This window comes from Marinifilum sp. RC60d5, assembly GCF_052400665.1.
Lineage (GTDB): Bacteria > Bacteroidota > Bacteroidia > Bacteroidales > Marinifilaceae > JBQTGK01.
Genome location: NZ_JBQTGK010000002.1, coordinates 510488 through 525033, shown reverse-complemented (window position 1 = coordinate 525033; position 14546 = coordinate 510488). Strand labels below are relative to the sequence as shown.

At 33.2% G+C, this 14546-nt stretch carries 12 protein-coding genes; 4 read left to right on the top strand and 8 right to left on the bottom strand.

All coding sequences use genetic code 11. From position 1 onward, the window contains the following. Positions 1–14 precede the first annotated feature (14 nt). Both ACT3CE_RS06200 and ACT3CE_RS06195 read right to left on the bottom strand, forming a co-directional pair. The gene (locus ACT3CE_RS06200) at positions 15–731 is read right to left on the bottom strand and encodes an SIMPL domain-containing protein (protein ID WP_444708892.1); all 717 of its coding nucleotides are present in this window, start codon (positions 729–731) and stop codon (positions 15–17) included. A gap of 52 nt (positions 732–783) precedes the next feature. After that, a complete protein-coding gene (locus tag ACT3CE_RS06195; protein ID WP_444708891.1) occupies positions 784–1356 on the bottom strand; it encodes a nitroreductase family protein in 573 nt (190 codons plus the stop codon). Between the two features lie 648 nt (positions 1357–2004). On the opposite strand from ACT3CE_RS06195, the gene ACT3CE_RS06190 reads away from it, so the two are divergent. After that, complete coding sequence (locus tag ACT3CE_RS06190; RefSeq protein WP_444708890.1) at positions 2005–2883, top strand: metallophosphoesterase; 879 nt, start codon at positions 2005–2007, stop codon at positions 2881–2883. 178 nt (positions 2884–3061) lie between these two features. Here the strand turns inward: ACT3CE_RS06190 and ACT3CE_RS06185 are convergent, their stop codons facing one another. Then, positions 3062–6094, bottom strand: coding sequence for a hypothetical protein (locus tag ACT3CE_RS06185; RefSeq protein ID WP_444708889.1), 3033 nt, complete (start codon positions 6092–6094; stop codon positions 3062–3064). A 252-nt stretch (positions 6095–6346) separates the two neighbouring features. On the opposite strand from ACT3CE_RS06185, the gene map reads away from it, so the two are divergent. From map to ACT3CE_RS06170, 3 genes are all read left to right on the top strand, one after another. Next, positions 6347–7126 (top strand): type I methionyl aminopeptidase, encoded by a 780-nt coding sequence (gene map, locus ACT3CE_RS06180; protein ID WP_444708888.1) that lies wholly within the window; start codon positions 6347–6349, stop codon positions 7124–7126. A gap of 120 nt (positions 7127–7246) precedes the next feature. After that, entirely contained in the window at positions 7247–7948 is a 702-nt protein-coding gene (gene ispD, locus ACT3CE_RS06175) for a 2-C-methyl-D-erythritol 4-phosphate cytidylyltransferase (protein WP_444708887.1), read from the top strand. A gap of 65 nt (positions 7949–8013) precedes the next feature. Next, positions 8014–8817: a glycosyltransferase family 2 protein gene (locus ACT3CE_RS06170; RefSeq protein ID WP_444708886.1), complete on the top strand. Its 804-nt coding sequence runs from the start codon at positions 8014–8016 to the stop codon at positions 8815–8817. A gap of 73 nt (positions 8818–8890) precedes the next feature. On the opposite strand, the gene ACT3CE_RS06165 is transcribed toward ACT3CE_RS06170, so the two are convergent. From ACT3CE_RS06165 to ACT3CE_RS06145, 5 genes are all read right to left on the bottom strand, one after another. After that, a complete protein-coding gene (locus ACT3CE_RS06165; RefSeq protein ID WP_444708885.1) occupies positions 8891–9850 on the bottom strand; it encodes a glycosyltransferase in 960 nt (319 codons plus the stop codon). 190 nt (positions 9851–10040) lie between these two features. Continuing rightward, a complete protein-coding gene (locus ACT3CE_RS06160) occupies positions 10041–11867 on the bottom strand; it encodes a CDP-glycerol glycerophosphotransferase family protein (RefSeq protein ID WP_444708884.1) in 1827 nt (608 codons plus the stop codon). A 24-nt stretch (positions 11868–11891) separates the two neighbouring features. After that, positions 11892–13364, bottom strand: a complete 1473-nt coding sequence (locus tag ACT3CE_RS06155) for a capsule assembly Wzi family protein (protein WP_444708883.1) — start codon at positions 13362–13364, stop codon at positions 11892–11894. 1 nt (position 13365) lies between these two features. Beyond that, positions 13366–13899: an NUDIX hydrolase gene (locus tag ACT3CE_RS06150; protein ID WP_444708882.1), complete on the bottom strand. Its 534-nt coding sequence runs from the start codon at positions 13897–13899 to the stop codon at positions 13366–13368. A gap of 5 nt (positions 13900–13904) precedes the next feature. Next, on the bottom strand, positions 13905–14381 hold the full coding sequence (locus ACT3CE_RS06145) for a GAF domain-containing protein (protein WP_444708881.1): 477 nt from the start codon (positions 14379–14381) through the stop codon (positions 13905–13907). Positions 14382–14546 lie beyond the last annotated feature (165 nt).

Sequence of the window (14546 nt, the reverse complement as noted above, 5' to 3'; positions counted from 1 at the left end):
TAAAGTTTAGCCATCTAATTAGGTACAATCGCATAAGTAATTTCAACACTATCACTCAGCTCTATTGGGTCCGGATTCATAAAAGACTGATTATTTGTTCGTCCTATTTTAGCTGTTCGTATTTCGGTCATATACTGCTTGGGACCACTCACAAAACCTGAAACTCCGTAATTTATATTTGTAATTTGCAATAGTTTATTTTCCGAGGTCTCAGCAATTACTTCTGCTTTTATTTTGGCATCGGCAACAGCCTCTTCAATTAATTTATGTTCTATTGATTTAATTAATTCGGGACTTAAACCATAAGCCGCCTGATAATTCATATTTACACCAGAAATTTTTAAAACCTCTAAACACTCATGAATTATTTTGGCTTTAGAATTTAGCTGTAATTTAATATTATAGCTTGCGCGAAATCCATCAGAGACAGATTTACCTCCCGAATAGGTTTTCTCTTCATTCACTCTTTGTCCAATATCATGAATCTCTAAACTCTCTATTGCTGCTATTTTTAAAGCTTTTTTTAGCTTATTTACAGCTTCAAAATTATCCTCAATACAATCCGTATATTCCAAATTTTTATTGCTAATTGTAATGGAAATATTTAGAATATCCGGCATTTGAAATATTTTACTCTCTCCCTTCACATGAAGCTTTGCGGGCAATAGTTGTGCCGAAAGAAAACCAGTACACATACAAACAAAAAGGAATACAAATACAGTTTTTTTCATGATCTAGGTTTATTACTTAAACAAATTACTCATTAACAATCTTAAAATTTACCTATTCTAATACACTCCAATCACCATCGAATAAAAGGGTGTTTAATTCTTTTCGGTCTCTCTCCGATGATTCTAATTCCTGCAGACTTTCCGGAAGCTGAAGTGGATCGCCAAGGTAACCAACAGCGAGCATACTTACAATATCATAATTACCGGGCACCTCGAAAATCTCCCTGGCTTTATCGGGCGAAAAACCTGCCATTTGATGCACATATAAACCCATGCTTGTTGCTTGCAAAGACATATTTCCAATGGCTAGCCCCAGATCATAACGTGCATAGGTATTTTCTTTCTTATTTCTTGCAAAATTCTTTGCAGACAATGCCAAAATAATCATGGGGGCAGTTTTTACCCACATCTGATTAAACTCAACTAAGCAAGATAAAAGCTGCTCATATCTCTCCGGATAATCTTTTGTGCCATAAATAAAACGCCATGGTTGTTCATTAAAACAGGAAGGAGCGTAAGAAGCCGCTAAAAACAACTGCTTAATTTTCTCTTTTTCAATACCTTTGCCTGCAAAGGCTCTGGGACTCCACCGATTCTCAATTAATTTATGAACATGTTCTGACATAGCTTAAAATATTTTGTAGTGAAATATAGTTTACATCTCTATTAACAGTCAAATTTTAAATCTTTTAAATTCTTTTTTATGATTAGATCCAAATAAATATTCAATTCTAGTTTGAAACCATTAGACTACTTCATCGTATCATTGCCCAGTTGATTTTCAGATGTCTGAATATAGCTTTTTTTTAACAATTATTAAGGACTTACTAGTATTTTATTCTATATATTTGGACTGATTAAAATCAATTAACCGAATTAGTAATAAATGAAAGCCAGTGTTTTTTTATTAATCCCTCTGCTACTATTTATGCTGATAGTGGATATTTATTCCTATCGTGGCATAAAACCTCTGATTGCAAAGATTAAATATGCATTTGCAAGACAATCGTTAAAGATATTATTCTGGGGAATTTCAATGTTTATATTTAGTGCATTTTGCCTGTTTATTTTTGGCATAAAACACGTAAAACAATCAGAATCTTACATTTACGCCGGATACCTGGTAGCTGGTTTTTCATTGTTTTATATTCCAAAATTTGTATTTATACTTTTCGTCTTAATAAAAGATATACAAGGGGCGATGTTGAGAACCATAAGATGGTTCAGTGAGAGAAAGAATAAAAGTGTACCACAATTAAATTCGAAAAACAAAATGGAGAGATCCGAATTTTTATACCAAATGGGTTTGATATTAGCAGCAATCCCTTTTGCATCGATACTTTATGGAGTAACCAAAGGTAAATTTAATTTTAGGGTAATGCGTGAAAAAATCAAATTCACAAACTTACCGAAATCATTTAAAGGATTAAAAATTGTTCAAATATCGGATATGCACTTGGGCAGTTTCAATAAAAATTATGAAAAAATTGAAAAAGCTGTTGAATTAATAAATGAACAAGAAGCAGATTTAATACTTTTTACCGGCGATTTGGTAAATAATTTCGCAGAAGAAACAGATGGATGGGCACCTGTATTATCAAAAATGAAAGCCAAAATTGGAAAATTTTCAGTTCTGGGAAATCATGATTATGGAGACTACTCTTACTGGAACTCTGCTGAAGATAAAGCTAAAAACCTTGCTGCCATAAAACATTTTCATAAAAAAATGGGCTTTCGCTTGTTATTAAACGAAACAGAAAATATTAGCATTCATGGTGAAGATATTGCATTGGTAGGAGTCGAAAACTGGGGTAAACCTCCTTTCCCTCAGCATGGCGATTTAAAAAAGGCAACAAAAGGGCTTCATCAGCCTTTTAAGATATTAATGAGTCACGATCCATCGCATTGGGACGAAGAGGTAATAAAAACCTCGGATATTGATTTAACCTTTGCGGGCCACACTCACGGAATGCAGTTTGGAATTGAACGTGCAGGCATAAAATGGAGTCCGGTTCAATACAAATATCCTCGCTGGGGCGGATTATATCAGGAAGGAAAACAATATCTGTATGTAAACAGAGGTTTTGGATATATTGGTTTTCCCGGTAGAATAGGTATGCCACCAGAAATTACTGTTGTGGAACTGACATAAAATAATATCTTTTATTAATTACAAAATAACACATTGCTATTGCCGGAATATTCTGGATTTGCCTTCGTTATATGAACGCAAAAAAACAAGAAGCCTAAAATAATATTTTAAGATTACTTAAAGGCCATAAATTCGATAAGAATTTATGGCTTTTATAATTGTAGATAAAACGCTAAAATTAATAAGAAGATAAACTAAAAGATATCAGAAAATCGGCAAACATACTATTGCTTTGATTCTCATAGCCAATACGAACCCCCACATCAACAGGAGCAGAAAAACGCAAGGCATGTAAATCTGTTCTTAGCTCAACTCCTCCCGATAGGTAATTATCATTAATTTGGAATATTCCCTCATCACTTTCAAAGCTTCTTTGCTGATATCCAAAATCTACAAAAGTATTCAATTTTACACGCTTAAAATAAGCCAATGGCCCTAAATTCCAATCGGGATAAAAGAGTGGCAAAGCATAATCGGCCCCCGCAGTAACTATATGTTTTCCATATAAATTAAACATTCCTCTCGGACTCTTAATAGAATTTGAAAATCGCGAATTATTTAAAGATTGATATTGGTATCCACCATACAACTTAAAACCATGGTGCTTTACCAAACCCGGAAAATACAAATAAGCTTCGGCCGACCAGGTATTTCCCAGTTCACGATCACCAAAAGGGGTATTTCTGTAATTAAATTCGGCTATTTGTGCCCACTGATACTGAACATCGCGGGGAGCCATTTTTGCAATATTATAGGCAAACAGCTGATACTCCATAATCTCCTGAGTAAAGGACTTATCATTAAAATTATATTTACCTAAACCCAATGTATTAGATTGTGTTGTTGCCAGGGCTGTTGTATTTAAATTAGCAAATCGTGCAATATTATAGCTTACTTTCGGAATAATTTTACTGGAATACTGACCCGAGGAAATATTGAAAGGAAAGCTTATGCTGTTCTCCCACTCCCATTGTCGCCAATCGGTATTTACCAGAACAGTATCAATTTGCTGTGGCGAAATTCGATCTGCCAAACTTGCATATTCACTACTCTTATCGCCAACAGTTAATTTGGAATCAATAATCGGAAACCATCCCCGGTAGGACAAATTTGCATAAAACTGACCATTAGTAAATCCTTCTTCTCGCTTATAACCTATCGTAGTCATTAATGTACTTAGCTTATTTTGACTTGCCAATGAAATTCCTATATCCGCATTAGCATCTATTCCATCGATAAATACTGGTGCCCAGGAATGAAAATTAAATAAATGACCTAGCCTAGAATAGTTTTTAACCTGATACCGAGTAAGCTTCGTAGTATCTGGCTTCAATTTTTCTCCCAACTGGGCCGATAGTTTTTCTGCCAGAGGATATTTGTAGAACTCACCTTTCCACTCTTTCCATTTGGAAGAATCAATTTTAGTAGAAACCAACAAATATCCATCTGAGGTATAATCGGAATAATACAGGCTATCATTCTTAGCAGGAAAAGCATCTCTGGCACCAAATCGCGATGATGTTACCTGAAATATTTTACTCGTTTTAAGATCGAAAGCAAATAAATTATCGATACCTGTAAATGTAGCGTTAAAATATACCCAGTCTCCCGCAACTACAGGATAAGACATATCGGCATAAGCAGAACTAAAGAGAAGTGTTCTCTCCTTGTTTTTAAGGTTTATTTTTACCAAATGCTTTCCCTTGTTATCCAATACAATTAATACTACATTATTTTCATCGATAAACTTCGGATTCTGAAAATATTCCTGTTTCCCAGCAGGTATACTTTTCGTTATCAGCCCCGAACCGGCATTCAAAACCACCAATTTGTTATCGCCTTTATTATCCGATTCTATGGCAATAATCTTATCTCCACTGAGATTAAAAGCCGGCGCAAATAAAGAATTATCATGACAAATAACTTTTCTTTTTCTTTCTAGGATATTATAAATAATCAAAATACTCTTGTCGCCCTTTTCCCAGCGCAGATGTTCTTTCGATTCAGCCCACAGCAAATTTCCCTTACAATAATCGTAAGCAAGATTAGATAAATTTCCTGGAGTAAACAATTTCTCAACACTCCCATCAGGTATAAGTTTCTCAAAATAGAGCCCATCCGACAAACCTTGTTTCAAATAAATTATATCCCCGGCTTCTGTTTGTTTCGGAAATCTCTTATTCGTATAACATTCGGCCCTTTTACTTATCAATCTATATTCCGATTTATGGGTAGCGATATCTTTTAATTTCCACTCCACCAGCAAATCTTCCATGGCATCAAAATAAAGCATTAGCTTACCATCGGCATAAGAATTTTTCTCTTTTACCTCTTCCCAGTCTACCTCCTCTATTATTACATCTTGCTGTGCTAACTCTTTTTGCTTTTCGGATACTAATCCGTAAATACTATCTCGTTTTGTTTCAACAACATCTTTTATTCCATCAGCAAAACTTGTTATCCCAAAAGGTCTTCTTGCGGTTTTATTTAATGCATTCTCCCACAATTTATCGCCATAATTCACCCTTGCTGATCCCACCAGATAATAACCTAACTTATAACGGTCGGCAACAAAATTTTTATAGGAACCATTTACTGCCTTATCGTAAGAAAAGAAACCTTTCTCCAGCAATTGAGCCCTCAATTCCTGCTCAAAATAAGGCATTCGACCTCTGCCCGAAAGGCTTAATGATGTCTCTGTACAAACAGCATCTCCCTCTAAAAACCAGGGTGGAATATACAAACCTACAACAGCTGCTGTTGCCTGCTGACCAAAAATATGATTTAACACTCGCGTAAAACCCTGCTCAAGTTTATCGAGCTGAACAACATGCCGATACTCATGTGTAGCCAAATGAGCAAGCCACAATTGGGCATTATTATCTTGTGGCGAGGTGGCATACATTTCCATGCGTTTAGGGGCCCAGGCCACCATTCCGTTCGAAGTAGCGCTATGAGTATGCAGGATTACCGAAAATTTCTTAGGTTTTCGTTTAAGGTTTTTTCCTCCTTTATTTAATAGATCCTCGAAAATAGCAGCTACAAATCTGGCCTTGTCTTCTGATTCCTGAGGGAAAATTATTTGAAACTGACGGGTATTAATCTGTTTCCAATTAATGAAAGCAGGATCCTGACCAGTATCAAAATATTGCGAATATCCTGATACTAGAATTAAAAAAAAACAAATTGTAAGAAACCCTTTTTTAATCATAGATTGTATCGTACTTAATTATCCATCTAAAATATTAAACAAATCTACCCAAAACAAGATTAATTAAAGATTTCCTTCCACGAATCTTATCAAGCTAACTTGTAAGATAAAATCGTAGTTTAAAACTACAATTGCTTTTAACATTACACTTTATTCTTTCCTTTTTTATTAGGTCTAATTTGGTTTGCAAAATTCATTTTCAATGTTGACCTTTGCATCTCAATTAAAATTGTTTCTGAATAGAAAGTTATTATGAGTAAAATTATTATCAAAACGCCGGAACAAATTGAAGGAATACGAAAAAGCTCTCAATTAGCCGGAAACACTTTAAAATATATCAGTAACTACGTTAAAGAAGGCGTTTCTACTCTATATCTTGATACATTAATAGAAAAATACATTAGAGATAATGGTGCAATTCCTGCACCTTTAAATTATCATGGATTTCCAAAATCGTGCTGCATTTCCTTAAACGATGTGATTTGCCATGGTATTCCTGATGAAAAAACAATTCTTAAGGAAGGTGATATTTTAAACATTGATGTGACAACTATCTTAGACGGATATTATGGTGATACCAGCACAATGTTCACCATTGGTGATGTTGGCGATAAAGCCATGAAATTAGTTGAAGACACTGAACATGCACTATACCTGGGAATTGAGCAAGTAAGAGCAGGAAATTATTTTGGAAACATTGGTTTTATGATAGGAAGATTTGCCAAAGCCCGAAAATACAGTGTCGTATACGAATTTTGCGGGCATGGTGTAGGTATCGATTTTCATGAAGAACCTCAGGTTGAGCATATTTCACCTCGCAACTCGGGCCCTAAAATGAAAGAAGGAATGATCTTTACTATAGAACCAATGATTAATCTGGGAAAAGCTCGTGCCGTAGTTGACGAAAATGATGGATGGACTGCCAGAACCATAGATAATAAACTATCTGCACAGTTCGAACACACAATTTTGGTAACCAAAGATGGATATGAAATTTTATCAGATGTTGGTGATTACGAAATCTTCAGATAAAATTCTGACTTAACAGCTGTTAAAACATAAACCGTTTCGAATTTACTTTTGAAACGGTTCTTTTTTTCTATTCCTACAATATTATTTATACTATTTTAGCAAATTATTAAAACTAATAGAATGAAAAATGTAGCTGTTATTTTAGCTGGCGGTAGCGGTAAACGCATGGGCAGTAATCTTCCTAAGCAATTTTTATCGATTGGCAATAAACCAATTATTCAGCATAGTATTGAGGCTTTCGCAAATCATCCTCAAATTGATGAAATCTGTGTTGTGATTAATGCTGATTACCATATAGATATTAACCAGTTAATTACATCTAATCATATTCCTAAAGTAAAACACATACTAAGCGGAGGAAAAGAACGAAGCGACTCTAGCATGGCGGCCATTAAAGCTTATGAAAATAATCAAAATGTTTATCTTATTTTTCATGATGCAGTTCGCCCATTTGTTTCAAACAGAATTATTTCTGATGTGATTTCTGAGCTACAAAATGGAAAATCGGTGGCTGTTGCAATTCCTAGTAGCGACACAATTTTTTGCTTAAATAAAAATAATTCAATTGAATCGGTTCCGCCAAGACAAAATTTAAGACGCGCGCAAACCCCACAGGCATTTGCCTATTCTATCATAAAATTGGCTTACCAAAACGCACTAAAAGATCCTAATTTTATTGCAAGCGACGATTGTGGAGTGGTTCTTAACTACCTACCTTCCGAAGAAATTTTTATTGTGGAGGGAGAAGAAAAAAATATCAAAATTACTTTTAAAGGGGATTTGGAACTGGGGGAAAGTTTATTGAAAAAGGAATATAATTAATAGTTCATTATATATTTGCATTCACAATATTACAACTATTGCAAATCGCATCAAATCTCAATAAAATGATAAAAAATAATATCACAATATCACTACTTATTACCACCTATAATAGTCCAAAATTTCTTGATCTTGTATTTCGTAGCATAATGCAACAAACTGTTATGCCAAATGAAATTGTTATTGGTGATGATGGTTCAACAAATGAAACAAAAAAAGTTATTGATTCTTATAGAAATAAACTAGTTTGTAAAATTGAACATATATGGCAAGAAGATGATGGATTCCAAAGATGCAAAATTTTAAATAAGGCAATTGCTAAAGTTAGTTCTGATTATATTTTACAATTAGATGGTGATGTGATGCTTCATCCTAAATTTATTGAAGACCACTTAACTGTTATTCAACCAAAACAATTCGTTTGTGGAAATCGTTGTTTTGTATTAAAATCGAAAACTGCAAAATTAATTAATGAGCCTACGAATATTAAGTTAAATATATTCAATATAAAAAAAAGAAAAAGATTTTTTAGACTTCCCTTTTTATCTGGTTTATTCAAAAACAAAAGAAATAACACCTCAAGAAAAGGTAATGTTGGATGTCACATGGCCTACTGGAAAAATGATATGATTAAAATCAACGGATATAATGAAGATTTTGTTGGTTGGGGATATGAGGATATCGAAATGGTAGAACGCCTTATGAACTCAGGAGTAAAAAAGAGAACTTTGCTTCTTATGGCATTACAATATCACTTATGGCATCCCAAAAGTTCCAGAGCTAGTTCACAAAAAAATAAAAAGATGTATTATGATTGCAAGAATCAAGATTTATCCTATTGTGAAAAAGGCATAAAACAATATATCTAACTAATAGATATCAATAAAAAAAAGGTTGAATTATAAAATTCAACCTTTTTTATTGACGGGATTCATAACATTTTTAGTCAAATAAAGGATAGTGTCTTATATCAACATCCATTTGATGAATAGGTTCTTTTTCATTCAACTTTTCACCATTTAACACTCTTTCATACATATTCAGATAATCATCACACATTTTTTGTGATGAAAAATTATCACAAACATATTCATGACAATACTTTCTATTATATGATTCATAATTCTTTGCAGCCTCTATCAATTCATTATACGAATTAGAAGTAATTCCAACTTCTGGAGTTATTAGTTCCGGTAAAGAACCATAGGTACTACCAAATACCGGAGCTCCAAAGTACAAACTTTCAACAATTGCCAAACCATAAGGCTCATGCCAAATCACAGGAAATAGTAAGGCTTTAGATTCATTAATTACCCTACTTTTTTCTAGACCTCCAAGAAATCCTTTATATTTTACAGTTTTTGAAAATGGTAAACCTCGACCACCAACTACAGCTAATTTTTCATTTAGTGCTTTTGCTATTTTTATACAACCTTTCAAATTTTTCTTACTTCTATTCGCTTTACCAAGAAAAAGCATATGATCCCGCTTTGCATTCCAGTCAACCGGACCATATTCATTAAAATCTAAACCATTATATACAAATTCAGAACTACCATGTCTTTCTGCATGATTTTTTGATATAAATACCGTATTAATATCATACCTCTCGTTTGGCTTACTATTACCATGTAAAGTTACCATATATGGAATAGACAGTTCCTCACTAATTGGAAAATGAAAATGTACTAAATCGATATCTTGTGGAAGTTGATCGCTAATTGTTTTTTTAGAATCATATGTATACATTTTAGCAAAACTACAAGTAGATCCTTCGGCTGCCATAAAGCTCACTTGATGACCTTTGTTTATTAACTCTTCACCTAACCACCATATGATTCGCTCAATGCCACCATAATGTTTCGCCGGTATTTTTAAATCTGTAACTAATAGTACATTCATATTTATAATTTTTTCCCAATTATAAAACCACTTAAGCGGTTTAATTTCTTTTTGTAATATTTATAATCTGTAATTGTCTCTAAAATGATATTTTGATATTCTACAATCTCATTTATTCTTTAACACATGATTACTTCCTATTATCACTATACCCTACAAAAATATCTAAATACAACTCCTTCAACTATTTTTATTTCCTTAAAAACGATTTCCATTGTTTTTTCCTATATATTTTTGCCTTATGCTCTCTATCAAATTGAATTAATAACTTTATTGCTTCTTCCTCATTTCTGTCATTTATTCGAGCATACTCTCTGGCAACAATTTCAAGTTCCTCTTCGCTTGCCCATATCTGAGAAAAGTTTTTTAATCCTTTTAAATAATCCATTTCCTCGAAGCGAAGACGATTAATATCAACTACTGAAAAATCGTACTTACCTTCTCCTTTTTTAGTAATTAAAATATTACCTCTTGAATAATCTAAATGGTGGATCCCATTCTTATGAAGCTTCTCGTAGGTAAATACTGCAAATTGCTTAAGTATATTCTGTTTATCTGGAAACTCAAAACCAATTAAATCACGTATTGTAAAATCATATTTATGATGAATAGATACATAATAACTCCTGTTAAATAATCCATTTTTCAAAAGCTCAACAACAGCAACAGGTTCAGGCGTATTTGCTCCCCTTTTTAAAATTTCCATTCCATACTGGTAAGAATGTTTAGCTTTGGAACCTCTTAGCCAAGCATAAGCAACTTTATTTATGAAGTGTGGAATTTTAAAAGATTTAACATTAATTATCAGCCCTTCGCAATTAAATGTTTTAATCGTATTACGCCCTTTATAAATACAATTCCCTTCTTGTTCAAAAGTGTCAGATAAATTTTTAATAAAATCAGTTAGAATCGAATAATCCTTATTTACTATATATCGCATTGTTCCTTCAGACATCGTCCTTTTCTCCCCCTTACCAAGTTCAGGCAAAACTTCCTTTATTTTATTTGCAACACGTTCTCCAGCTCGCCCATCCAAAGTTTCAAACATTCTTTTATTAGCCATTTCCTGATCTACTCTCTTTTGCTGAACATTCTTATAGGCAAATTCAAGCATTTCCTCTAACTCGTCAAGCTCTTCTATCTGAAAACTTATTGAACTAATAATTTCACGCACTTCATGAACCGATTTTTTTACTACTGGAGTCTTAAAAGTTACAATTGGTTTATATAAGGCACACATTTCCGATAAAATAGAACTTGTATCCCCAACACAAATATCAGAAATCATTATATAGGGTGTAATATTTTGCAATTCAATATATTTTACTCCCGGAGTATTTTTTATAGCATTTTTGAATTTCTCTGAAGTCCAAATATGTAATGTTACCAACACATTATAATTCTTAGTATAATCGGATAATTTAGTATACCATTTATGAACTGCCGACATTTGTGATTTATCCCAGGTTGCTGAAAATAGAATTGTCTTTTTGTTCTTATCCAGATTTAATTCATCCTTTAACTCATCCAATACCTCTTTTGAATAAGTTCCATTAAAAGCATCATCCATTTTGGGAAAACCTAGTCCAACACCCGATGTAATTCCAATTGCTCTGGCTTCCTCAACCTCTCTGGAACTGGTAAAATGGAACTGATTAAACATATTATGCCCTTTTACATTGGCAAATGGCTTAAAATGATAGGCTCCATGATTTATTCCAATTTTAATAATTTTCGATTCTGGAAACAAATAACATGCTTGTCTGCACATAATTACTCCCTTTGGAAATACTGGCATAACACGGGCCTTTATTCCTTTTTCGAGTAATTTCTTTTGTAACTTATGATTCTTGGCAACAATAGGAATTGGTCGAAGTTGACTTTGAACATTCTTAAAAATTTCCAAATCCAATTCATTGGCACAATAAAATACAATCTCGGTCCTTTTTTTTAGTAAATTAAGAACATTCCAAATTAATTTATATGGAAATTTTACAACATAATATGTTAAAACCATCTATTAAAACTATTAAGCATTAATTTACTTCTTCCCGGACAAGAATCCTTTTTTTACTAGTTTAAATTGAAAACCTACATTATCATCTAGGTATTTCCCATTATCAATAGCTAAACTTGCTGAAAGTTCAAAAGGAAATTTTTCCCATTGAGGAAATATCACCTCCATTAAATAAGATTGCTGGGAAAGTCCATCGGGGTAAGTATAACTCTTGGAGTAATTCTCTTCCTGATTACCCTGTCCATCATTAACAAGTAAGGCTCTACCATAATTATCTGAGAAAGTTAATAGAGTTCTGTATTTAAACTTACCAACAGTACCTGTAATACCAAAATGATGAGCTACAATTGCATTATTACTAATTCCACTTGCCAAACCATTACTAACAGAAGGAGTAAACAAAGGTAGTCCTATTGTACGCTGATGGCTTGTCCAGCCAGAGCGAAATATTCCATTTGAAAAATAATTATCAAAACGAATTACTGGTTCAATAGGATGATCTGGTCTTATAATATAACCGCCCTGATCTTTCGTATAATAAAATTCATAAATAAAAGATGAAATCAATTTTGATTTTTTAAGCTTAAGGAAGAATGTTAGATTCCAATCTTTTATTTTGTTAAGATGCTTAAAATCCCCCGATTTATCCTCATAAATATTTTTAAAACTTAAAACAGACTCTATTTCAGAAGAACAATACGCAAAATCAAAACTATTTTGTCCAATATGATTACCCGATTTATTATAGCTCTCATATATTGCCTCATTACCATTTTCATCGACCAATACATCACCTCCTCTAACAAGAACAGCATCCATAAAAGCATCAAAGCCACCTAAATCTCCCCAAACAGGTGAAGTACCACCCCATTGAACGTAATGATCTAAACCAATGGTAAAAGATAAACCTTTCTCTTTACCTATTCTTAAAAATGCATTTTTATGATGAACATTTGTATTGTCCACATACCTATCGTCATACATAATACCATTCGAAAAACTTCCTTTTACCCACAACCACTTATTGGTAAATGGAACTGGAACAAAATCTTTTAATTGGAAATTTAATTCTGGATACATTCTGGCATTACCGGAATAAAGCATATCTCCATTTGTAGCAGATAAACCATCAAATTTAACTTCTTTGTGCTGCATTCCTAGGTCAACACTCAACTTCTTCCAGACTGCTGATACATATAATTCATCAATAAAAAAGTCGGTATCGTCTCCCTGACTACCTACCAAAGAGGTACCATAATTAAAATCAATACCTTTCTTATTTAAAGCAGGAGTACTATAAATTTTAAAATTAACAAGCCCACTATTCTCATCCGGAACAATGCCATACTTATTACTTACCATCCAAAAAGGAAGCATACTTTTCGATGAAACCTGAGCCGACATTTCAGCCTCATAATTCACCTTTTTCTTTTGTCCAAACAGAATATTAGCTGATACGCATAACGCGATCAGTAAGCAAGTGTATTTTTTGTTCATTTTAATGATTAACTTTTTTTACAAAAACCTTTACAATCTCTTTCATCGAAACCGATCCTATTTCTTCAAAAGGAATACATTCAGGCTTATAGAATTCAAATGCCGAAATATCATCCATGGCCGTTATTCCATTGAAAGAATCGATTTGGCAAATGTAAGCCAAATCGATTGTAAAAACAGATATTCCACCAAAAATATATTCATTAGGATATGACATAAAATAGTTCATTTCCTTTATCTCTAAATCGAGTTCTTCTTTGATTTCTCTTTTTACTGCATACTCAGCAGTTTCCATAACATCCACAAAGCCACCTGGTAAATCGAGCATTCCCTTATCAGGATCAACAGCTCTTCGGGTTAACAAAAGCTCTCCTTCTTTATTTACTATTAAGGCAGCAACTGCAGCTGATGCATTTATATACAAATGAAACTGACATCGACTGCACAAAAAGGAATTATCCTCTTTATATAGGAATTTGGGACTTCCGCATTTGGGACAAAAGCGAATTACTTTCTCGGGAAAAGTGGGACTCATTTAAATTACTTATTTACCGGAACAGAGTATACTAAATCAAGAATTTTTTCCAATTCTTCAGCATCAACCTCATCGAAAGATTCCAATTCTCTTGAATCAACATCGAAACATCCGATTACTTCTCCTTCTTTATTTCTTAAAGGCACTACAATCTCAGAATTTGTAGCCGAATTACAGGCAATATGTCCCGGAAACTCCTCTACATTAGGAATAACCAATGTTTTGTTCTGATTAATGGCTGCCCAGCAAACCCCAACATCTTTCTTTAATTTTTGACATGCTACCGGTCCCTGATATGATTCTACCAATAAATCACCATCTCTCAACATATAAACCCCTGTCCAGAAATAATATTGCATTTTATGATGCAAAATAGCTTCAATGGTTGCTAAGCGTGATTTTACATTATCAGTAGTTCCTAAAATCCCCTGAAGTTGCTTATTTAATCTTTGATATTTTTTTCTTTTACTATCCTTTTTCATACAAATTCTTTATTATTCAGTTAAACAATCTGCAAACTCTTTAAATATTTACAGAAAACAAAGCTAAAAGAATGAGCTTTGTTTCGCAATAGAGTAAGCTTATTTTTACAGGAATTCTTATTTTAGTTTTATGAAGCCCTTTCTGTGTACCGTATTTTCATTCTA

Coding starts and splice junctions, on each gene's coding strand:
- ACT3CE_RS06200 (WP_444708892.1), bottom strand. CDS start 731: ATGAAAAAAACTGTATTTGTATTCCTTTTTGTTTGTATGTGTACTGGT.
- ACT3CE_RS06195 (WP_444708891.1), bottom strand. CDS start 1,356: ATGTCAGAACATGTTCATAAATTAATTGAGAATCGGTGGAGTCCCAGA.
- ACT3CE_RS06190 (WP_444708890.1), top strand. CDS start 2,005: ATGGAGAGATCCGAATTTTTATACCAAATGGGTTTGATATTAGCAGCA.
- ACT3CE_RS06185 (WP_444708889.1), bottom strand. CDS start 6,094: ATGATTAAAAAAGGGTTTCTTACAATTTGTTTTTTTTTAATTCTAGTA.
- map (WP_444708888.1), top strand. CDS start 6,347: ATGAGTAAAATTATTATCAAAACGCCGGAACAAATTGAAGGAATACGA.
- ispD (WP_444708887.1), top strand. CDS start 7,247: ATGAAAAATGTAGCTGTTATTTTAGCTGGCGGTAGCGGTAAACGCATG.
- ACT3CE_RS06170 (WP_444708886.1), top strand. CDS start 8,014: ATGATAAAAAATAATATCACAATATCACTACTTATTACCACCTATAAT.
- ACT3CE_RS06165 (WP_444708885.1), bottom strand. CDS start 9,850: ATGAATGTACTATTAGTTACAGATTTAAAAATACCGGCGAAACATTAT.
- ACT3CE_RS06160 (WP_444708884.1), bottom strand. CDS start 11,867: ATGGTTTTAACATATTATGTTGTAAAATTTCCATATAAATTAATTTGG.
- ACT3CE_RS06155 (WP_444708883.1), bottom strand. CDS start 13,364: ATGAACAAAAAATACACTTGCTTACTGATCGCGTTATGCGTATCAGCT.
- ACT3CE_RS06150 (WP_444708882.1), bottom strand. CDS start 13,899: ATGAGTCCCACTTTTCCCGAGAAAGTAATTCGCTTTTGTCCCAAATGC.
- ACT3CE_RS06145 (WP_444708881.1), bottom strand. CDS start 14,381: ATGAAAAAGGATAGTAAAAGAAAAAAATATCAAAGATTAAATAAGCAA.